Origin of the sequence: Devosia sediminis (assembly GCF_016411825.1) — a bacterium.
GTDB classification, from domain to species: Bacteria; Pseudomonadota; Alphaproteobacteria; order Rhizobiales; family Devosiaceae; genus Devosia; species Devosia sediminis.
Genome location: NZ_JAEKMH010000004.1, coordinates 96,984 through 118,075, shown reverse-complemented (window position 1 = coordinate 118,075; position 21,092 = coordinate 96,984). Strand labels below are relative to the sequence as shown.

Below are 21,092 nucleotides of genomic sequence, written 5' to 3'. Positions count from 1 at the left end.
GGTCGGTCTGTGAGCACATGCCCCAAAATTGCCCGGATTGAACCGGGCCGGCACGCATTCAGGAAACCGGGCTCTCTTCATTGTCCACTGACTTGGTCATCGACGTTCGCAACGTCTCAAAACGCTTTGGCGGCCTCCGGGCCGTCAACAACTGCTCCCTTTCGGTTCGGCGCGGCTCCATTACCGGGCTGATAGGCCCCAATGGCGCCGGCAAGTCGACGCTGTTCAACATGGTCGCCGGCAATATCGTGCCCGATGAAGGCCAGGTGATCTTCGACGGCACCGACGTCACGGGTTTGAAGCCGCACCAGCTTTTCCGCATCGGCATGCTGCGCACCTTTCAGATCGCGCATGAATTCTCGCAGATGACGGCGCTCGAGAACCTGATGATGGTGCCCGGGGACCAGCCCGGCGAGCATCTTGTCGACACCTGGTTCCGCCCGGGCCTCGTGCGCTCGCGGGAAATCGAGGTGCGCAAGAAGGCGCTCGATGTCATCGACTTCTTGAAGCTCGGCCATGTGCGCGACGAGCTGGCCGGCAACCTTTCCGGCGGGCAGAAGAAGCTCCTTGAACTGGGGCGCACTATGATGGTCGACGCCAAGGTTGTCCTGCTCGACGAGGTCGCGGCGGGCGTCAACAAGACCCTGCTCAACGACCTGGCCGGCAATATCGAGCGCATGAACCGCGAGTTGGGCTATACCTTTTTCGTCATCGAGCACGACATGGACCTGATCGGGCGCCTGTGCGATCCGGTCATCGTCATGGCCCAGGGCGAAAAGATCGCCGAGGGCCCGATGGCCGAAATCCGCGCCAATCCCGCAATCGTCGAAGCCTATTTCGGCTCGCCCGCCGAGGTGGCATGACCATGGCCCTGATCGAACTGAAGCACGTCGTCGGCGGATATGGCGGCGCGCCCATCCTCAACGGCGTCAACATCGCTATCGACAAGAGCGATATCGGTGTCATCGTCGGCCCCAATGGCGCGGGCAAGTCGACCACGCTCAAGGCCATTTTCGGCCTCCTGAAGGTCACCGGCGGCACGATCGACTTCGGGGGCGAGAACATCGCCAATTCGCTGCCCGACAAGCTGGTGCCCAAGGGCCTCTCCTTCGTGCCGCAGGAGAAGAACGTCTTCACCTCGATGAGCGTCGAGGAAAACCTCGAAATGGGCGCCTTCACCCGCAAGGACGATTTCCGCGCCACCATGAACTGGGTCTACCAGATGTTCCCGGTTCTGGCCGAAAAGCGCCGTCAGCCGGCGGGCGAACTCTCGGGCGGCCAGCGCCAGATGGTGGCCATGGGTCGGGCGCTGATGAGCAAGCCGAGCCTCCTGATGCTCGACGAGCCCTCGGCAGGCCTTTCGCCGCGCTATGTGATCGAGATCTTCGAGACCATCCAGCGCGTCAACAAGGAGGGCGTCGGCATCCTCATGGTCGAGCAGAATGCCCGCCAGGCGCTGGCCTTCGCCACTAAGGGCTTCGTGCTCGCCAGCGGCCAGAACCGCTATACCGGCACCGGGGCCGAGCTCATCGCCGACCCCGAAGTCGCCAAGTCATTCCTCGGGGGCTGAGCCGTGACCGAACTCGTTTTCTTCATCAACCAGGTGGTGATTTCCGGCCTCGTGCTCGGCTGCATCTATGCGCTGGGCGCCATCGGCATCACCCTGATCTTCGGCATCCTGCGCTTTGCTCACTTTGCCCATTCCGAGCTGATGACGGGCGGCGCCTTCATCGCCTTCCTGCTGGCCTCGGCTTTTGCCGCCTGGGGCATCGTCACGCCCATCCCGACCGGCTTCGTGGTCCTGCCCATTGCCATGGTGCTCACGGCCATCCTGGCGCTGGGCATCGACAAGGGCTTTTACGCTCCGCTCCGGAAGCGCGGCGCCAAGCCCGTTACGCTGCTGATCGCCTCGATCGGTGTGACGCTGATGATCCAGGGCCTCATCCGCCTGTTCTTCGGCGCCGGCTCCTACTCCTTCTTCGAGACCGAGCCCAAGGAAGTATTCCGCATCGACATGGCCGGCCTCGGTTCGACCCGGCCGCTCGTCATCACCGAGCCGCAGGTGCTGATGATCCTCGTCACCGCCGTTTCGGTAGTGGCGCTGCATTTCTTCCTCACCCGTTCGCGGCTGGGCAAGGCCATGCGCGCCATGGCCGATAATGCCGACCTCGCGCAGGTCTCGGGCATCAACACGGCGCTGGTGGTGCGCGTCACCTGGGTGATCGCCGGGGCGCTGGCCTGCATGGCCGGCACCATGCTGGCGCTGGACGTGACGCTGAAGCCGGATCTGGCGTTCAATATCATCCTGCCCATCTTCGCCGCCGCCATCGTCGGTGGCCTCGGTCAGGCCTATGGCGCCATTGCCGGGGGCCTTCTTATTGGCTTTGCCGAAACGCTGGCCGTGTTCAACTGGACCATGCTGTTGCGGCCGCTCAATGCGGTGCTGCCAGACTGGATGCAGTTGCCGGCGACGCTGGCGCTAGTTCCTACCGAATACAAGCTCACCGTCGCCTTCGTCATCCTCGTGGTGACCCTGCTCGTCCGGCCCACCGGTATCTTCAAGGGAGCCTCGTCATGATCCAGCGTTCCCTCGCACTCTTTGGCGGCCTGTTCGTCCTGATCCTCGTGATCGGCTGGGTCATGGGCCTGCCCTTCACCACCTCGCGTCTCGTGGAAGCTGCGGCCTATGCGCTGATCGCGCTCGGGCTCAACATCCAGTGGGGTTATGGCGGCCTCTTCAATTTCGGCATTATGGGTTTCCTGATGGTGGGCGGCGCCGCCGTCACCTTCATTTCCTATCCCGTCAATCCGGCCTTCTGGGGCTCGGACGGCCCGATGATGCTCGGCCGGGCGCTGTTCGCCTTCGCCGGCGGCGCGCTGATCGTGCTGGCGGCCCGCCAGGCCCATCGCATCGGCATTACTGGCAAGTGGCGGGGCGCGCTGATCGTTCTCGCCTGGTTTGCCGCCTATGTGCTCTATCGCAGCCAGATCGATCCGGCCGCGGCCTATATCGAATCGTCAGGCGGCGGCTGGGTCGGCGGTCTCGGTGGCCACCCGATCCTGGGCTGGCTCTTCGGTGGTGTGCTGGCCGCCGGCATCGCCTATGTCATCGGCAAGATCTGCCTTGGCCTGCGGACCGACTATCTCGCCATCGCCACGATCGGCATTTCGGAGATCATCCGCGCGCTGATCAAGAACATGGACTGGCTGACCCGCGGTACGCTCACCGTCTCGCCCATTCCCTGGCCGACGCCGCTGCCGCAGCAGTACCAGGCCCAGGGCATGGATATGGCCACCTCGCTGATCGCTGCCCGCGCCGGCTTCCTGGTCCTGGCCCTGGTGGTCCTCGCCATCGTCATGTGGCTGATTTCGCGGGCCTATTCGGGTCCTTGGGGTCGCATGATGCGCGCCATCCGCGACAATCACATCTCGGCCGCTTCCATGGGCAAGAATGTCACGGCTCGCCAGCTCGAAATCTTCGTCTTCGGCTCGGTGCTGATGGGCATTGGCGGGGCCATGCTGGTCAGTTTCGTGCAGATCTTCGATCCCTCGAGCTACCAGCCAATCAACCACACCTTCCTGATCTGGGTTATGGTCATCGTCGGCGGCGCCGGCAACAATTGGGGTGCGCTGTTCGGCGCTGTGCTCCTGTGGCTGATCTGGGTGATTTCCGAGCCGCTCAGCAAGGCTGTGTTCGACTTCGTCTCGATGTGGTCGACCAATTTCGGCTGGGGCGCCATCCCCGAGATCGAAGCCCGTTCCGCGCAGATGCGCGTCTTCGTGCTCGGCCTCGTGGTCACCATTGCGCTCAGGTTCGCGCCCAAGGGGCTGATCCCGGAAGTGGTCAAGCGCGAGGATGCGCGCTGACTGGAGCGCGTGTGCTGGGTCACCCCACCCTCATTCCCTCCCCATCAAGGGGAGGGAGGCGAAGGGTAGGGGCTCAGTGTTCAGCGACTCCCTCCCCCTTGTGGGGAGGGTAGCGTCGATAGGCCCGGTGGGCCGTAGCAGAGCTAGGGTGGGGCGTTTCCGTTACCGCCTCGCCGTCATCCACAACCATTCGGTGGGCAGCGCGTCAAAACCGCTGCCCATTGTCGTTTCGAGCGTGAGGTCGCTCCATCCGCCGGCGCGATAGTCCGCTCCCAGCCTCGCGGCTGAAGGGTAGTTGTAGTAGCGGCCGAGCCTATCGCGGCCTTCGCCTGATCCGGCCTTGAAGCTGGCGACGAAGGTGCCGCCCGGCCGCAGGGCGCGGCGGATGCTGCCGAGGACCTGCGGCAAGCCGGCCGCCGGCACATGCAGCAGGCTCGCCGAAGCCCAGACGCCGTCATAGTCGCTCTCGGCATCCAGGTCTTCGAACCGCATCACCCGCGCTCGCTGTCCGATCCGCTTCTGCGCCTCGACCACCAGGCCAGGCGTGCCGTCCGTGGCGTCGACGTCAAAGCCGAGCGCCAGCATGCGTTCGGCATCCATGCCATTGCCGCAGCCCAGTTCCAGCACGCGGCCGCCTGCGGGCAGGGCGGCGAGAAACCTGTCCAGTGCGCCACCGCTGGCGCTGGTGCGATGCTGCGCATAGGTGGTGGCATTGTCGGCGTAAAAGCGCAGTGTGTCGTCGTCAGCCATGAGCTTGGCCTTCCATCGCTAGCCAGTTGACCTGCGTCAGCGCTTCCGACGCCTCCCACAAGCGGCGGGCCGTGTCGGCATTGCGAGCTGCCCTGGGGACGCTGGCCGGGCCGGGCGGGTTCTTGAGTTCGAACCAGTGGCCAGGGCCGATATAGGCATCAGTCGGCAGATGCGGCTCCAGCGCCGCGGCAACGATGGGCAGCGCACCGGCGGCGGCCGACTGCGAGACCAGGGGCTCGAGCAGTTTTTCGCCACGGCCGGAAATTCCGCTCCGGCCGTGGCGGAAGAGTTCGGTCCGGGCCCAGCCCGGATGGGCGCTCACCGCCTTGATACCCCAGCCCCCTTCGTCACTCCGCCGTTGCAATTCCCGCGCGAACAGCAGGTTGGCGAGCTTAGATTGAGCATAGGCGCGGAAAGGGTTGTAGCCACCTTCCGACTGCAGGTCGTCGAAGTCGATGCGGCCAAATCGGGCGGCGATGCTGGCGACGCTCACCACGCGCCCACGGGCCGCCTGCAGCAGCGGCTGGAGGTGGCTGGTCAGGGCAAAGTGGCCAAGGTGATTGGTGCCCAGTTGCAGCTCGAAGCCGTCCGCCGTGACACCGCGCTCGCGGGGCGCCATCACCCCCGCATTGTTGATCAGCAGGTCCAGCCTCGGGATCTGCGCGGAGAGGCGGGCGGCGGCGTCCCTGATGCTGCCCAGGTCCGCCAAGTCGATGCGCTCGAAGCTGAGGTCGCCCTGGCGCGGCAGGCTCCGCAGCGCGGCTTCGCCCTTGGCCACGTCCCGGCCTGCCAGGATGACGCGCGCGCCGGACGCCGCGAGCATGCGCGAGATTTCCAGGCCGAGCCCGCCGGCGGCGCCGGTCACGAGGGCAATGCGGCCGGATTGGTCGGGAATCGTAGTTTCGCTCGATATCTGCATGTCAGTGCAACGAAAAAGGCCCGGGATCGCTCCCGGGCCTTTCCGTTATTGGTTCCAGTGAATTACTGGATGACACCCTTTTCGACGAACGAACCGCCTTCGACGGCCAGTTCGACGATGATGCCGTCAACGTCGCCGGCTTCGTCGAAGTCCAGCGCGCCACCGGCGCCTTCATAGTCGATGTCGGTACCGGCAGCGATCAGTTCCTTGGCCTTGGCCCATTCGCCCGGCAGGATCTTCTCGCCCGGAGCCGAAGCGACGTCGCGCAGGGCGGCGGCAATGCCGGCGCGGTCGGTCGAGCCGGCCTTCTCGATGGCGAGAGCCAGGAGGAAGGCAGCATCATACGCCTGCGGAGCGTAGGTCGCGTTGGCGGTGAAGCCTTCGCCGGTGAAGGCATTGTAGATGTCCACGGCTTCGCCGGTCGGGGCACCGGCGCGGGTGGCGATCAGGCCTTCCACGGCAGCAGCGTCGATACCGGTCAGCAGGTCGTCGCCGACCATGCCGTCGCCACCAACGTAAGTGGTGAAGTTGCCGCTCTCGACAGCCTGACGCAGCACGGTGTTACCCGAGGCGTTGGCATAGGCGAGAATGACGAGGTTCTGCGACGCGACCAGGTTGCCCAGCTCGGCGCGGTAGTCCGCCTTGCCTTCTTCATGGGCGATATTGGCAGCCACGGTGCCGCCACCGGCCTCGTAGGCAGCGGCCAGCGCATCGGCAAAGCCCTTGCCGTAGTCGTTGTTCACATAGGTGATGGCGATGTCGTTGACGCCCTTGGCGAGCAGCAGCTCGGCCATCTTCACGCCCTGGAGCGCGTCGGACGGGGTGGTGCGGTAGACAAGGTCATTGTCTTCCAGCGTGGTCAGGGCCGGGGCCGAGGAGGCCGGCGACACGAAAACCACGCCACCCGACAGGCCCGAGCCGTTGAAGGCGCCGATGGTTTCACCGGTGCAGAGGCCGCCGACGACGGCGACGACGTTGTCGGTGTTGATGACCTTGTCGGCGGCGGTAGCGCCACCGGTTGCGTCACAGGCACTGTCGGCCGAGATCATGCTGAGCTCGCCGCCCAGGATGCCGCCCTGTTCGTTGACCTGGGTCACGGCGAGCTGAGCGCCGGCCAGGATCGGCGGAGCGAGAGATTCGATCGGGCCGGTCAGGCCGCCGACGAAACCGATGGTGGCGCCGGTATCCTGGGCCAGTGCCGGAGCGGCAACGGTCAGTGCAGTGGCGGCGACCGCCAGGGTCAGGGTTTTCTTGAACATGCGTGTCCCTCTGTTCTCGTTGCGCGCCGGGTGGCCTTGCTCGACCTCCTCCTTGCGGCGCTGCAACAGGCAAGGGGGCGCGATGCGCGCCCCGCTGGGAAGGGACTGTTGCACAATCGGGGCGCTGATGTCACCGGGGATTGCGTGCCAAATCCATCAGTCGTTGCGGTTGCTTAACGCGCGCCTCTTGGGCATAGACTGGCCCCCGAGGGCCCGGGAGGAACGGCACCGTCGGATATGACAATTCTTCACCCCGTCATCGCTGTGCTTGCACTGGCCCTGCTGGCCGCGCCGGCATTCGCCCAAGTCACCGTGCTCGACAGCGCCCAGGACCAGGCCGCGCCGTCTGATCAGCCGTCGGCAGGAGCCACGACACCCGCCACGCCCTGCGGCGGCCGGCCCATTTCCATTGCCCGAATGAGCTGGCCATCGGCCGCTTTGCTGGCCGAAATCCATGCGCGGATCCTCACGGCCGAATTCGGCTGCGAGGTGCGCATCGTCCAGTCCGACCTGGCTGCGGCGGCGTCGTCCATGGGGTCGACCGGCCAGCCGCAGGTGGCGCCGGAAATGTGGATCAACCGCATTGCCGATCTCTGGAACGGGGCCATGGAAGGCCAGCAGGTGCGCAGCGCCGCGCCGACCTATGTGGAGACCCGGTTCGAGGGCTGGTTCATGCCCTCGGCACTGGCCGGCAGTTTTACGGCGACCCCAAAGGCGGCCGACCTGGCACTGGCTTTGCCGGAACTGGCGGCCGAGGGGCCGATCCAGTTCATCTCATGCCCGATGGACTGGGCCTGCTCGATCCTCAACCGCAATCTCATCGCTGCCCACGGCCTCGACACCCTCGTCGAGGTGATCGAGCCGGCCAATCGTCTCGAAATGGATCGGTTGATCGCCGAGGCGGTCAACCGGCGTCAGCCCTTTCTGTTCTACTACTGGCAGCCCAATGCCATTCTCGATCAGCTCGACTTTGTCGCCATCGACATGGGCGAATATGTCGAGGCGGCGGCGCAATGCCTGGGCGACCGGGTCTGCAATGATCCCCAGCCATCGGCCTTTCCCGACGATAGCGTGGTGATCGCCCTGGCCGAGCGGGTGTTTACCGATGCGCCGCGGGTTGCCGGTTATTTCCAGCGCGCCAGCCTGCCGCTGGCCGAAATGGACGCGCTGCTGGCCGATCTCAACGAGGCGGGAGCCAGCGTGGAATCGGTGGCCGACCAGTTCGTGGCCGAACGCAGCGACCTCTGGGGCGGCTGGGTCGGCGAGACGCCCTGAGCTTTTTTTTGAGATTTTTTTAACTTGCGCGCAGTCCATCTGGTGAGGCGTGGCTTCTTGCGCAGTCAAGACGACAGGTCGTCTCAGTTTATGTCGCAAGTTGAGCAATGGAATCTGCCAAGAAAAACGCCCGGCTATGTCTGTTATTGCTCAAATATTGCCGGATTTGACACACATTTCTGCCATCTTTATGGTCCGCGACATTCCATAACCGCAGGAGCGAACCTGATGATTTTGAAATCCGGTGGCATTGCCGCCGCGATCGCCGTTTCCCTTTTGTCCACCGGCAGCCTTCCCGTCCTCGCGCAGGACGCCGGCGCCACCGAATGCGGCACCGACCGCACCATCGATATTGCCGAAATGACCTGGCCCTCCGCCGCCGCCCTGGCGCATATTCATGCGACGATCCTCGACAAGGGATATGGCTGCGATGTCGCTGTTGTGGCCGGTGACACCGTTCCCACCGCCTCCTCCATGCTCAATCGCGGCACGCCTGCCGTAGCGCCAGAGCTCTGGACCAGCACCATCGAGGATGCCTGGGCCGAAGGCATCGAAGCGGGCAGCGTGGTGCAGCTTGCCGATGCCATCACCGATGGCACCGTCGAAGGCTGGTTCATTCCCGAATATACCCAGGCCGAATATCCCGAGCTGACCACGGCCGAAGCCGTCATCGCGCGGCCGGAGCTCTTTGCCGATCCCGAGGATCCGAGCCAGGGTCGGCTTTATTCCTGCCCGCCGGGCTGGGCCTGCGAACTCTCCACCACGGCCCTGTTCGAGGCCTATGGCATGGACGAAACCTGGAACCTGTTCTCGCCGGGTTCGGGCGGGGCGCTCGACGCCTCGATCGCCCGCGCCTTCACGCGTGAAGAGCCTATCCTCTTCTACTATTGGGGTCCGACCGCGATCCTGGGCAAATATCCGGCTGTGCAGATCGACCTGGGTGAAACCAAGCCCGAAGTCTATGCCTGCAATACCGACAGCGCCTGCGCCGAACCGGCCGGGATCACCGCCTATCCGTCGAGCCCTGCCGTAGTGGGTGCGGCAGCCTGGATCCAGGATGAAGCGCCGGTCGTCGCCGAATACTTCTCCAAGGTCGGCCTCACCAATGCGGAAATCTCGGAACTGCTCGTCTATGGCGATGAGAACCAGGCCGATGCGGAGGCCACGGCCGAAAACTTCCTCCTGACCAAGCAGGATGTCTGGACCACCTGGGTCCCCGCAGACGTGGCCGAAAAGGTGCTCGCCGCCCTCGGCTGAGACCAGTCACACAGCCTTCCTCACGGCGGCCGGGTTCCGACCCGGCCGTTTTCCGCGTTCGATCCCCAGGGCAGACGGCATCATGCACCTGCCTTCGGGCTTGGACGCTCCAAGAGAAATAAGACATGTTTCCAGAACTGATCGACACGCGCCCCTGGCGCCGCGCCATTGACGACGCCCTCAATTGGGTCGTGCGCAACTGGAGCGAGTATTTCGAGGCCGCGGCCTATCCGCTGCTGATGCTGCTCAACTTTATCGAAGACATCCTGATCGCCACGCCCTGGTGGCTGATCACCGTCATCCTCGTCGGCATCGCCTTCCTTGCCACCCGCCGCTGGCCGCTGCCGGTCATCGTCTTCTGTTCTCTGATGTTCCTGGGAATCATGGATCTCTGGGAGGACGCCATGACCACCATGGCGCTGATGATTGCGGCGACGCTCACGGCCATTGTCCTTTCCATCCCCATCGGGGTGTGGATGAGCCGCTCGGCCCGCACGCGTGGCGTGATCACGCCGCTGCTCGATCTGATGCAGACGCTCCCGAGCTTTGTTTATCTTATCCCCACGGTGATGATCTTCGGCCCGGGCAAGATTCCGGCGCTGATCGCCACCATCGTCTATGCCGCCCCGCCCCTGGTGCGCCTTTCCGATCTCGGGCTGCGCTCGGTCGATCCTGCGGTGATGGAAGCCAGTCGCGCCTTCGGCACGACGCCGACGCAGCGCCTTTTCGGCGTGCAGATCCCGCTGGCCCTGCCCACCATCCTCGCTGGCATCAACCAGACCACGATGATGGCGCTTTCCATGGTGGTGATCGCCTCGATGATCGGGGCAGGGGGGCTCGGCTACCAGGTGTTGCAGGGCATTGGCCGGCTCGAGGTCAGCCGCGGTCTCTTTGCCGGTCTCGGCATCGTCGCCCTCGCCATCATCTTCGACCGCATCACCCAGAGTTTCGGCAAGCAGTTGCAGGGCCGCATTGGTCTGATGGAGGCCCGCTGACATGAACGACATGACAATCGACACGGGCCTCGCCATCCGCATGCGCGGCGTCACCAAGATCTTTGGCGACAACCCCCAGGGCGCCCTCGCCCTTCTCGAACAGGGGCGGTCCAAGGCCGAAGTGCAGGCCGAGACCAATCACGTCGTGGGGCTCGACAATGTCTCGCTCGACATTGCCCGCGGGCAGATCTTCGTGGTCATGGGGCTTTCCGGCTCGGGCAAGTCGACGCTGATCCGCCACGTCAACCGGCTGATCGAGCCGACGGCCGGCGAGATCGTGGTCGAGGGCAATGACGTGCTCCAGATGAGCCTGCCGGACCTGCGGACCTACCGGCGCAATACCGTGGCCATGGTGTTCCAGAAGTTCGGCCTCCTGCCGCACCGTTCGGTGATCGATAATGTCGCCTATGGGCTCGAGACGCGCGGCGTCGGCAAGGCCGAACGGCTGGAAAAGGCGGCGCAGTGGATCGAGACCGTGGGCCTCGCCGGCTATGAAAACAGCCGCCCGCGCCAGCTTTCTGGAGGCCAGCAGCAGCGAGTCGGTCTGGCTCGGGCGCTGGCGCTCGATACCGATATCATCCTCATGGACGAGGCCTTTTCCGCCCTCGATCCGCTGATCCGCTCGGGCATGCAGGATCAGTTGGTGGAATTGCAGAAGAGCCTGGGCAAGACCATCCTCTTCATCACCCATGACTTCGACGAGGCCCTCAAGATCGCCGATCGCATTGCCGTGCTCAAGGACGGCGCGGTGCAGCAGGAGGGGCGACCCGAGGATATCGTGCTCAAGCCCGCCAATGCGCATATCGAGGAATTCGTACGCGAGGTGAACAAGGCCCGCGCCATCCATGTGCGCACCATCATGGAGCGCGGCACGTTCGAGGACTGCCAGTTCACCGTGCCGGCCGACGCCCGCTGCGAGGATGTCCTGCCCTATTTTGCCGAGCATCAATGGGTCGGCGTTACCAATGGCGAAGGTCGCCAGATCGGTCGGGTTACTGCCAAGCGCGTGATCCAGGCACTGGCCCGCTATACGCCCGGCGTCGGGGAAGGCTGAGCCGTCAACCCATCGTTAAGCCTGCCCAGCGGGGGCGGCGCGCTTGTCATCTGCCTGTTGCAGTTGGCCCCTAGCGTGCCGCTCCGTTTGCCTGGGCGAAGTGCAATTTCGTGATATTTCATACATTTAGCATTGATTCATGGTTGTGGAGGCAAGGTAGCGCGGTCTTGCTGTCCAGGGTTCTCCCATGAAGGTTCGTCCAACTTTCGCTTTCGTCGTCGAGGCCTATGACCGGCTGCGCATCGCCGTCGGCCTGTTGGCGATGGTGCTGCTGGTGCTTGGCGTCATCACGGCACTGGGGGTCAGCCATCCGGGGATCGCCTGGACCATCGCGGCTCTGGCTGCCGCCATTCCGATCATGCTGCTGGCAGCGCAGCGGCTGGTGCGCCAGCGCATCGACGAGGCGCAGGCCTCGATGGTGGAGGCGCTGGCCTCGGCCCATCGCGACGCGCTGACCGGCACCTTTACGCGATCCTATTTCCTGGACGAGCTCAACCGCTTTGCCAGCCGCGGCTCGCTGTCGGCCCTGGGCTATCTCCAGATCGACATGGACAATCTCAAGGTCCTCAACGACAGCGCCGGTCATGGCGCGGGCGATGCGGCGCTGGTGGCGCTGGTGCGCGAGATGCGCGCCTTGATGCCCGGCGCCATTATCGGGCGGCTTGGTGGCGACGAATTCGGCGTCCTGATCCCCGGCCATGACAATAAGCCGGCCCTTTGTCGCCTCGGCGAGCAATTGCTGCGCCGCCTCGACCAGCCCCATTCCATCGCCGGGCGCATGACCAGGCTCTCCGCCACCATCGGCGTGGCGCTGGCCCCGGTCGATACCACCAATCCCAATGAGCTGATCGCCAATGCCGACCTCGCCCTCTACAAGGGCAAGCAGGCCGGGCGCGGCGCGGTCGTGCCCTTCGATGCCGACATGCTGGGCGACGAGCGGCATCGGCGCTTCGTCGAGCGCGAGCTGCGCGCCGCCATCCTGATGGATGAACTCGAACTGCACTACCAGCCAGTCTTCGACAGCCACACGCGCCTGGTGCGCTCGCACGAGGCCCTGGTGCGCTGGCGCCACCGGGTGCGCGGCACCATGGCGCCCGACAAGTTCATCTTCGTGGCCGAACAGAGCAATCTCATCGACCGGCTGGGCGAGTGGGTCCTGCGCCGGGTCTGCGCCGATCTCGCCCAGCTCGAAGGGCCGGTGGCGGTCAATGTCTCCCCGGTGCAGCTCCGACGCCCCGAATTTGCCGAGGCCTTTGCCGACATCCTCGTCGAAACCGGCACCGATCCCAGGCGCATCATCGTCGAGATCACCGAGAATGCGCCGCTATTGGCGGGCAGTGTCGAGATGACCAATCTGGGGGCGCTGCGAGCCATGGGCATCCGCGTTGCCGTCGATGATTTCGGCGCCGGCCATGCGAGCCTCCATTACCTCCGCGACTTTGCCTTCGACATCATCAAGATCGACCGCACCTATGTGGCCGATTTCTCGGCCAATCAGGTCAATGCCATGATCGTCACGGCGATCTGCGACATTGCCCGCTCGCTTTCGCTCGAAGTGGTGGCTGAGGGGATCGAGACCGAGGAGCAGTTGCAGGCGCTGGTGGGCGCGGGCTGCACGGGCCTCCAGGGCTACTATCTCGGCCGGCCGCGTCCGCTCGTCCTCCCCCAAATCGTCTCGGCGGCCTGATCGGCGCAGGTGACAGCTCGGTGACAGGATTGCACCCGTCCCAGTTGCGTCTGGGCCCGGCGCGTGGCTATAACGGGCCATCGCGACGGCGATGACCTAAGACCAATGGCTGGTTTCTCAGAGTGCATGAGACGCCATAGGTTTGGTGGACTGTGGGAGAAAAAGCCTTGGAATTGAAGCGGATCAACGATCACGTCAGCGTCTCTGGACAGATCCAGCCGGAAGACGTGAAAACGCTCAAGGACCTGGGGTTTGTCGCCATCGTCAACAACCGGCCGGACGGGGAATCGCCGGACCAGCCCGATGGAGCCGAAATCGAAGCGGCCGCCAAGGCTGCCGGGCTAGCCTACCACGCCATTCCTCTGGGTCGCGAAGGGGTCAATCCCGATCTCGTCAATGCCACCAAGGCCGTGCTCGAGGGGAGCGACGGCAAGGTGTTCTGCTACTGCCGGTCGGGCACGCGTTCGACCACGCTATGGGCTCTCTCCCAGGCCGGCGAGGCGCCCGCCTCGGAGATCATCGCCCAGGCTGCCGAGGCCGGCTATGACATGAGCCACCTGGCCGGATATCTCGGCCAGAAATAGATCTGAAGTCTTCGACGGTTGGACGGTCAACCGTCCGTTCCGTTGGTTTTGCTGAGCCGGACCCCGCGCGGGTCCACGCCCCCTCCTGCTCGGAACGGACACCGATGCCCATCAAGAAAATCCTCGTCGCTAACAGAAGCGAAATCGCCATCCGCGTCTTCCGCGCCGCCAATGAACTCGGTCTCAAGACCGTGGCGGCCTATGCCGAGGAAGACAAGCTGGCGCTGCACCGGTTCAAGGCCGACGAGGCCTATCTCATCGGCAAGGGCAAGGGCCCGGTCGAGGCCTACCTCCAGATCGACGAATATATCCGCATCGCGCGGATTTCCGGCGCCGATGCCATCCATCCCGGCTATGGCCTCCTTTCGGAAAGCCCGGAATTCGTCGATGCCTGCGAGGATGCCGGCATCATCTTCATCGGGCCGCGGGCCCAGACCATGCGCGATCTCGGCAATAAGGTTGCCGCCCGCAACATGGCCATTGCCTCCAACGTACCGGTGGTGCCCGCTACCGATGCGCTCCCCGATGACATGAACAAAGTCAGGCGCATGGCCGCCGAGATCGGCTATCCGCTGATGCTCAAGGCCTCCTGGGGCGGCGGCGGCCGCGGCATGCGCCGCATCATGGATGAATCGACCCTGGTCTCGGAAGTCTCCGAAGGCAAGCGCGAGGCCAAGGCCGCCTTCGGCAAGGACGAGATGTATCTCGAAAAGCTGGTCGAGCGCGCCCGCCACGTGGAAGTGCAGCTCATCGGCGATGACCATGGCAACCTGGTCCACCTCTATGAGCGCGATTGCTCGGTGCAGCGCCGCAACCAGAAGGTCGTCGAGCGCGCCCCCGCGCCTTATCTCTCCGACGCCGTCCGCAAGGAGCTGACCGATGCGGCCGTGCGCCTCGGCAAGGCCGCCAATTATCGCGGCGCCGGAACGGTCGAATTCCTCATGGATGCCGATACCGACAAGTTCTACTTCATCGAAGTGAACCCGCGCATCCAGGTCGAGCACACCGTCACCGAGGAAGTGACCGGCATCGACATCGTCAAGGCGCAGATCCACCTGCTCGACGGCGCCGTCATCGGTACGCCGGAATCGGGGGTGCCGCTCCAGGAGAACATCCGCCTCAACGGCAATGCCATCCAGTGCCGTGTCACCACCGAAGACCCGGAACAGAACTTCATCCCCGACTATGGCCGCATCACCGCCTATCGCGGTGCCACCGGCTTCGGCGTGCGCCTCGATGGCGGCACGGCCTATGCCGGCGCCATCATCACCCGCTACTACGATCCGCTGCTCGAAAAGGTCACCTGCTGGGCGCCATCGGCCGACGAGGCCATTGCCCGCATGCATCGCGCCCTGCGTGAATTCCGTATTCGCGGCGTCGCGACCAACCTGGCCTTCCTCGAAAACATCATCACGCATCCCGATTTCCTCGAGAACCGCTACACGACGCGCTTCATCGATACGACGCCTGATCTCTTCAACTTCAAGCCGCGCAAGGACCGGGCGACCAAGCTCCTGAGCTATATCGCCGACGTTACCGTCAACGGGCATCCGGAAGTGCGCGACCGGCCGCGGCCGCCGGCCGATGCCGCCGCGCCCTTCGTGCCGGATTTTCCGCCGCTGGCGGTCGTCGAAGGCAGCCGGCAGATCCTCGATCGCGACGGTCCGCAGGGTCTGGCCGCCTGGATGAAGGCGCAGAAGCGCGTTCTCTTCACCGACACCACCATGCGCGATGCGCACCAGTCGCTGCTGGCGACGCGCATGCGCTCATTCGACATCACCCGCATCGCCCAGGCCTATTCGCGCGGCCTGCCGAACCTCTTCAGCCTCGAATGCTGGGGCGGGGCGACCTTTGACGTGTCCATGCGCTTCCTCAACGAGGATCCGTGGGAGCGCCTCGCAAAGGTCCGCGCCGGTGCGCCGAACATTCTCACGCAGATGCTGCTGCGCGGCTCGAACGGCGTCGGCTACACCAATTACCCGGACAATGTCGTCAAATTCTTCGTCAAGCAGGCCGCCAAGGGTGGCGTCGACATCTTCCGTGTCTTCGACTGCCTCAACTGGGTCGAGAACATGCGCGTCTCGCTCGATGCCGTCATCGAAGAGGGCAAGGTCGCCGAAGGCGTCATCTGCTATACAGGCGACATGCTGGCCCCCGACCGGGCCAAGTATGACCTCAAATACTATGTGGCCCTCGCAAAGGAACTGGAAGCCGCCGGTTCCCACGTCCTCGGTCTCAAGGACATGGCCGGGCTCCTCAAACCCGCTGCGGCCAAGAAGCTGATCGCCACGCTGAAGGAGGAAATCGGCCTGCCGATCCACCTTCATACCCACGACACGTCGGGCGCTGCCGCAGCCACCGTTCTTGCCGCCGTCGATGCCGGCGTCGATGCCGTCGACGCGGCCATGGACGCGCTCTCGGGCACCACCTCGCAGCCGACCCTGGGTTCGCTGGTCGCGGCTTTGGCCGATGGCGAGCGCGATCCGGAACTCGACGCCAAGGCGATCCGCCAGATTTCGTTCTATTGGGAAGCCGTGCGCACCCAGTACCGCGCCTTCGAGAGCGATCTCAAGGGCGGCGCTTCGGAGGTTTATCTCCACGAAATGCCGGGCGGCCAGTTCACCAATCTCAAGGAACAGGCGCGTTCGCTGGGCCTTGAAACCCGCTGGCACGAGGTCGCCCAGACCTATGCTGACGTCAACCAGATGTTCGGCGATATCGTCAAGGTCACGCCCTCCTCCAAGGTGGTGGGCGACATGGCGCTGGCCATGGTCTCGGCCGGTATTTCGCGCGCCGATGTCGAGAACCCGGACAAGGACATCGCCTTCCCCGACTCCGTGGTCGGCTTCTTTGCCGGAGATCTGGGCCAGCCGCCCGGAGGATTTCCTGCTGACCTCCAGAAGAAGGTCCTCAAAGGGCGGACCGCGCTGACCGAACGCCCGGGCTCCTACCTCAAGCCGATCGATCTCGAAGCCGAGCGCAAGAAGGTGGCCGAAGAGGTCGGCATCGACGTCGATGATTTCAGGCTCGCCTCCTACCTCATGTATCCAAAGGTCTATTCGGATTTCGAAAAAACCCAGGACCGCTATGGCCCGACCGAAGTGCTGCCGACGCCGGTCTACTTCTACGGGCTCGAGGAAGGCGACGAGTTGCTGGTCGATATCGAAAAGGGCAAGACCCTGGTCGTGACCTATCAGGGCCGCGCCGAAACCAATGAAAAGGGCGAGGTCCGCGTCTTCTTCGATCTCAACGGCCAGCCGCGCACCATCACCGTGCCGGACCGGCTGAAGGCCGGCGAGGTCAAGGTTCGCGCCAAGGCCCAGGCCGGCGATCCCAAGCAGGTCGGCGCGCCGATGCCGGGCGTCATCTCGACCCTTGCGGTCAAGGAAGGCCAGAAGGTCCAGGCCGGCGACGTCCTGTGCTCGATCGAAGCCATGAAGATGGAAACCGCTATCCATGCCGAGGTCGATGGCGTGGTGGCCGAGTTGCTGATCAAGCCCGGCGACCAGATCGACGCCAAGGACCTACTGGTCCGGCTGGAATAGTAAAAAGGCCCGGAGCGATCCGGGCCTTTCCTTATGCGGCGCTGGGGCCGGGATCGTCTCCGCCATCAGGCGCCGTGGCGGTGTTGGCGACCTTGAGCACCTTGATGCGATGCGTCACCCCGTCGGGCGAGAGCCAGCTCATCAGGTCACCCGGCCGGAGGCCCAGCAGCGCCGCGCCAGTGAGCGAGGTGGCTGAAAGCCGGTAATTGCCCGGCAGGTTCTCGTCTCCGGGCATGACCAGCTTGATCGTCTGTTCCTTGCCCGGAATGGGCTTGAAGCGGACAATGCTGCCCACCCGGATGCGATCGGGCGGCAGGAGGCTGTCGTCCACGATGCGCGCCCGATCCAGCTCGTGCAGCAGGAAATCCGTGCTGTCGCCCCGGTCACCGATCTCGGTGAGGGCGGCGATGGTCAGGCGCTTGTGCTCCTTCGCGCCGATCATGATCTCGGGCGAGCGGGACCAATCGGCCAGCGAAATGGTGGTCATGACCGATCTCCCTCTACCGATGGCGGTTTGCGGTCGAAGCTGGCGAAGAGATGCTCGGGGTGAGCAGGCGGCCCGCCATAGGGACGGTGGCACCATGGGCATCGGCGCGCTGCCCGCGGCCGCGGACCGGTACAGGAGCGGCAACAGCGTAAAATCTGCATCACGCCCTCCTCAGGACAATGGCGTTGCCGCCATGGCCTCGAGCAGGCGCGCCCGGTCTTCCACCGAACGCAGGCGGACGGTCATGGTCTCGGTCTTGATCGGGGTCTGGTGCGGCAGGCTGTAGCTCAGCTCGGGCAGATGGTCGCTGGCCCAATCCTGGAAACGGCGCAGCTTGTTGCCGCCGCTGATGGGCAGGGTGACGGAATATTTGAAGGTCATTCTGATCGCCTCGGAAGACATGCGGAGGCCTCCAGGCGCAGGGCGCTTGGAGCGGGCATGTCGGAACATTTGGGAAAAGTGTTCAGCACTCCTGGTGTCGCGCTTGCCCTCGGGCAGGTGGCAACACCAGGCGATCAGCCTGCCTGGCTGAGGCGCGTCAAAAACCGGCAGGTGGGCAGGGGAAGGGCGTTCATGGTCACCATCATGGCCATAAGCGGGGCAATGTCAAATTGCCCCGCCCTGGGCTCACTTGCGGCGGGCCGTGCCGTCGACCGTCTTGCCGTAGCGGCCGGCATAGGCGTGGGCCGGCACCGGCAGGCGGGAAACGATCCAGCTCACCATCATCGGCACGAGGACGATGTCGTCGACCCAGCCCAGGAACGGGATGAAGTCGGGCAGGATGTCGATCGGGTTGACCAGGTAGAAAGCGGCAAACAGCGTCGCCGCCTTGAGATAGAGCGGGGTGTGCGGCGACCGGAATGCGTTCCAGAGCTGCACGACTTCCTTGCGGAACAGGATGAGGCGGGGGAGGAGCATCTTGATCATGTGTGATAGATGGCCCGCGGAGGTGGCGATACAAGGGCAGGGGCGATCACAAGTTTTGCATCACCCCACCCTCATTCCCTCCCCATCAAGGGGAGGGAGGCGCAGGCATAGTCGCTGGTGTTCATCGTCTCCCTCCCCCTTGTGGGGAGGGACCAAGGGTGGGGTTCTAAAACGCAGGCCCCTCAATCACCGGCCATCCCTCGTCATCAAATTCGATCGCGCTCAGCGCCAGTTTCGGCATGCCGTTCTGGTCGCGGTCATACCAGTGCCATGCGAGCCAGGGTTGACCGTCCCGCATGAACACTTCCTGCCCGCCGGGCCCCCGCATGCGGCCATCGGCCTTGAGCAGCTCGGTGCTGCCGCCTTCAAGCAGTGGTTTTCCGTCGCGGTCGAGATAGGGCCCCTCCACCGCATCGGCACGCCCCACCATGATGCGGTAGGACGAGGCAATGCCGTTGCAGCAGCGGTCGAAGGACACAAAGAGATAGAACTTGCCGTCATGCTGGAGGATCGAAGGCGCCTCGATGGCCCCGCCGCCGCGCGACGCCAGCGCGATCAGCTCCGTATCGGGCAGCGCCATGCCGGTGGCGGGATCGAGCTCCACCATGCGGATGCCGTCCCAGAAGGAGCCGAAGGCCAGCCACGCCTTGCCCCCGGTATCGATGCGCGCCGGGTCGATGGCATTGTAGTCGTCGCCCGCATGCGAGCGGATGACCATGCCCTGGTCTTCCCAGCCTGCGGTGGGATCGGTCGCATCGAGCGCATCATTGGTCATCAGCCCGATGGCGCTGTCATTGCGGCCAAAACTCGAGGCCGAATAGTAGAGGTAATGCACCCCATCCTTCTCGAACACCGACGGCGCCCAGAGATTGGGCGGGGTGAGGCCGAGCTCCTCACTGACCCATTCCGGCATGCCGCCGGGCAGGGGACCACTTTCCTGCCAGTCCAAGCCGTCGGGCGAGGTCTTGGTGCGGATCTGTCCGCCATCGCCGGCGCGCTCGACCCCGGTGGCGAAGGAGACGAAACCGTCATCCAGCACCGCTATGGATGGGTCGTGAATGGCGATATTGCCCGTCAACGGCTGGGCCATGGCGGGCAAGGCAAGGGCCATGGCAAGGGCAGTGGCGGCTAGTCGCATGGGTTCCTCTCCCGATCACGCAAGCGTAACATTGCGTCGCTCGCCTTGGCGGCTTATCTGTGGCGCAAACACGAGGTGAACTATGGCCGGTCCGGCAGCCCGCAGGCAATCGGTAGGTGTCAATGTCGGTGGCGTCATGGTCGGCGGCGGCGCCCCCGTGGTCGTCCAGTCCATGACCAATACCGACACGGCCGACATCGACGCGACCGTCAAGCAGGTCATGCAACTGGCGCGCGCCGGCTCGGAAATCGTGCGCATCACCGTCGATCGAGACGAGAGCGCCGCCGCTGTCCCCATCATCCGCGACCGCCTCGCCTTCATGGGCTATGACGTGCCGCTGGTGGGCGACTTTCATTACATCGGCCACAAACTGCTGACGGATCATCCGGCCTGCGCCGAAGCCCTGGCGAAATATCGCATCAATCCGGGCAATGTCGGCTTCAAGGCCAAGCGCGACACGCAGTTCGCGACCCTCATCGAGATCGCGAACCGCTACGACAAGCCGGTGCGCATCGGCGTCAACTGGGGCTCGCTCGACGAGGAATTGCTGACGCGCCTGATGGACGAGAATGCCGCCTCCGCGACGCCCATTTCTGCGGCGGCGGTGCAGCGCGAGGCCATCATCCAGTCGGCTTTGCTCTCGGCTGCGCGCGCCGAAGAACTGGGCATGCGGCGCAACCAGATCCTGCTTTCGACCAAGGTGTCCGACGTCCAGCACCTGATCGCCGTCTACCAGGACCTCGCCGCCCGCTGCGACTACGCGCTGCATCTGGGGCTGACCGAAGCGGGCATGGGATCCAAGGGCATCGTCGCTTCGTCGGCGGCCCTGGGCATACTCCTGCAGCAGGGCATTGGCGACACGATCCGCATTTCCCTCACCCCCGAGCCGGGTGGCGATCGCACCACGGAAGTGAAGGTGGCGCAGGAACTGCTGCAAACCATGGGTTTCCGCCAGTTCCTGCCCGTGGTCGCAGCCTGCCCCGGTTGCGGGCGCACCACCTCGACCACGTTCCAGACATTGGCCAAGGATATCCAGGACCATCTCAACACCTCGATGCCGGAATGGCGCGAGCGCTATCCGGGCGTCGAGACGCTGTCGGTGGCTGTCATGGGCTGCATCGTCAATGGGCCGGGCGAGAGCAAGCACGCCAATATCGGCATTTCGCTTCCCGGCACAGGCGAAACGCCCGCGGCACCGGTCTTTGTCGATGGCGAAAAGGTCGCGACGCTGCGCGGCGCGGACGTCGCCGACCAGTTCAAGGTCATGGTGGCAGATTATATCGAGCGCAAGTTCGGCACCGGCCGGCAGAACGCGGCGGAATAATGAACGAGCGCAATACGCGGCGCC

Annotated in this window: 19 protein-coding genes; 12 read left to right on the top strand and 7 right to left on the bottom strand. The window is 64.5% G+C overall.

The window, feature by feature from the left end; all coding sequences use genetic code 11:
• Positions 1-80 precede the first annotated feature (80 nt).
• Genes JEQ47_RS16350 through JEQ47_RS16335 form a run of 4 tightly spaced genes read left to right on the top strand, consistent with a single transcriptional unit; the run spans position 81 to position 3,867 of the window.
• Positions 81-863 carry an ABC transporter ATP-binding protein gene (locus tag JEQ47_RS16350; protein WP_198877496.1) on the top strand — a complete coding sequence of 261 codons (783 nt, stop codon included), beginning with the start codon at positions 81-83 and terminating at the stop codon, positions 861-863.
• 2 nt (positions 864-865) lie between these two features.
• Entirely contained in the window at positions 866-1,570 is a 705-nt protein-coding gene (locus JEQ47_RS16345) for an ABC transporter ATP-binding protein (RefSeq protein WP_198877855.1), read from the top strand.
• Positions 1,571-1,573: 3 nt separating this feature from the next.
• On the top strand, positions 1,574-2,578 hold the full coding sequence (locus JEQ47_RS16340) for a branched-chain amino acid ABC transporter permease (RefSeq protein ID WP_198877495.1): 1,005 nt from the start codon (positions 1,574-1,576) through the stop codon (positions 2,576-2,578).
• The gene (locus JEQ47_RS16335; protein WP_198877494.1) at positions 2,575-3,867 is read left to right on the top strand and encodes a branched-chain amino acid ABC transporter permease; all 1,293 of its coding nucleotides are present in this window, start codon (positions 2,575-2,577) and stop codon (positions 3,865-3,867) included. Before JEQ47_RS16340 ends, JEQ47_RS16335 begins: the two co-directional genes overlap by 4 nt.
• 162 nt (positions 3,868-4,029) lie before the next feature.
• On the opposite strand, the gene JEQ47_RS16330 is transcribed toward JEQ47_RS16335, so the two are convergent.
• The 3 genes from JEQ47_RS16330 to JEQ47_RS16320 form a co-directional block, all read right to left on the bottom strand.
• A complete protein-coding gene (locus JEQ47_RS16330) occupies positions 4,030-4,617 on the bottom strand; it encodes a class I SAM-dependent methyltransferase (RefSeq protein ID WP_198877493.1) in 588 nt (195 codons plus the stop codon).
• Positions 4,610-5,536, bottom strand: coding sequence for an oxidoreductase (locus tag JEQ47_RS16325; protein WP_198877492.1), 927 nt, complete (start codon positions 5,534-5,536; stop codon positions 4,610-4,612). The genes JEQ47_RS16330 and JEQ47_RS16325 overlap by 8 nt, the downstream gene beginning before the upstream one ends.
• 62 nt (positions 5,537-5,598) lie before the next feature.
• Positions 5,599-6,795 (bottom strand): ABC transporter substrate-binding protein, encoded by a 1,197-nt coding sequence (locus JEQ47_RS16320; RefSeq protein WP_198877491.1) that lies wholly within the window; start codon positions 6,793-6,795, stop codon positions 5,599-5,601.
• A 237-nt stretch (positions 6,796-7,032) separates the two neighbouring features.
• On the opposite strand from JEQ47_RS16320, the gene JEQ47_RS16315 reads away from it, so the two are divergent.
• The 7 genes from JEQ47_RS16315 to pyc all read left to right on the top strand — a co-directional run bounded on the left by JEQ47_RS16315 (position 7,033) and on the right by pyc (position 17,192).
• Positions 7,033-8,070 (top strand): glycine betaine ABC transporter substrate-binding protein, encoded by a 1,038-nt coding sequence (locus JEQ47_RS16315; RefSeq protein WP_198877490.1) that lies wholly within the window; start codon positions 7,033-7,035, stop codon positions 8,068-8,070.
• A 228-nt stretch (positions 8,071-8,298) separates the two neighbouring features.
• Positions 8,299-9,327, top strand: coding sequence for a glycine betaine ABC transporter substrate-binding protein (locus JEQ47_RS16310; protein WP_198877489.1), 1,029 nt, complete (start codon positions 8,299-8,301; stop codon positions 9,325-9,327).
• Positions 9,328-9,452: 125 nt separating this feature from the next.
• Positions 9,453-10,322 carry an ABC transporter permease gene (locus tag JEQ47_RS16305; protein WP_198877488.1) on the top strand — a complete coding sequence of 290 codons (870 nt, stop codon included), beginning with the start codon at positions 9,453-9,455 and terminating at the stop codon, positions 10,320-10,322.
• 1 nt (position 10,323) lies between these two features.
• Positions 10,324-11,376: a quaternary amine ABC transporter ATP-binding protein gene (locus JEQ47_RS16300; protein WP_198877487.1), complete on the top strand. Its 1,053-nt coding sequence runs from the start codon at positions 10,324-10,326 to the stop codon at positions 11,374-11,376.
• Between the two features lie 187 nt (positions 11,377-11,563).
• Complete coding sequence (locus tag JEQ47_RS16295) at positions 11,564-13,063, top strand: putative bifunctional diguanylate cyclase/phosphodiesterase (protein WP_198877486.1); 1,500 nt, start codon at positions 11,564-11,566, stop codon at positions 13,061-13,063.
• A gap of 167 nt (positions 13,064-13,230) precedes the next feature.
• Positions 13,231-13,647: a protein tyrosine phosphatase family protein gene (locus JEQ47_RS16290; protein WP_198877485.1), complete on the top strand. Its 417-nt coding sequence runs from the start codon at positions 13,231-13,233 to the stop codon at positions 13,645-13,647.
• A 104-nt stretch (positions 13,648-13,751) separates the two neighbouring features.
• Positions 13,752-17,192, top strand: coding sequence for a pyruvate carboxylase (gene pyc / locus JEQ47_RS16285; protein ID WP_198877484.1), 3,441 nt, complete (start codon positions 13,752-13,754; stop codon positions 17,190-17,192).
• A gap of 31 nt (positions 17,193-17,223) precedes the next feature.
• Here the strand turns inward: pyc and JEQ47_RS16280 are convergent, their stop codons facing one another.
• The 4 genes from JEQ47_RS16280 to JEQ47_RS16265 form a co-directional block, all read right to left on the bottom strand.
• Positions 17,224-17,679, bottom strand: coding sequence for a GreA/GreB family elongation factor (locus JEQ47_RS16280; RefSeq protein ID WP_198877483.1), 456 nt, complete (start codon positions 17,677-17,679; stop codon positions 17,224-17,226).
• Between the two features lie 171 nt (positions 17,680-17,850).
• Positions 17,851-18,060 (bottom strand): hypothetical protein, encoded by a 210-nt coding sequence (locus JEQ47_RS16275; protein WP_198877482.1) that lies wholly within the window; start codon positions 18,058-18,060, stop codon positions 17,851-17,853.
• Positions 18,061-18,306: 246 nt separating this feature from the next.
• Positions 18,307-18,606 (bottom strand): YkvA family protein, encoded by a 300-nt coding sequence (locus tag JEQ47_RS16270; protein WP_198877481.1) that lies wholly within the window; start codon positions 18,604-18,606, stop codon positions 18,307-18,309.
• 166 nt (positions 18,607-18,772) lie between these two features.
• Positions 18,773-19,744 (bottom strand): arabinan endo-1,5-alpha-L-arabinosidase, encoded by a 972-nt coding sequence (locus JEQ47_RS16265; protein WP_198877480.1) that lies wholly within the window; start codon positions 19,742-19,744, stop codon positions 18,773-18,775.
• Positions 19,745-19,826: 82 nt separating this feature from the next.
• On the opposite strand from JEQ47_RS16265, the gene ispG reads away from it, so the two are divergent.
• A complete protein-coding gene (ispG, locus tag JEQ47_RS16260) occupies positions 19,827-21,068 on the top strand; it encodes a flavodoxin-dependent (E)-4-hydroxy-3-methylbut-2-enyl-diphosphate synthase (RefSeq protein WP_198877479.1) in 1,242 nt (413 codons plus the stop codon).
• Positions 21,069-21,092: the final 24 nt, after the last annotated feature.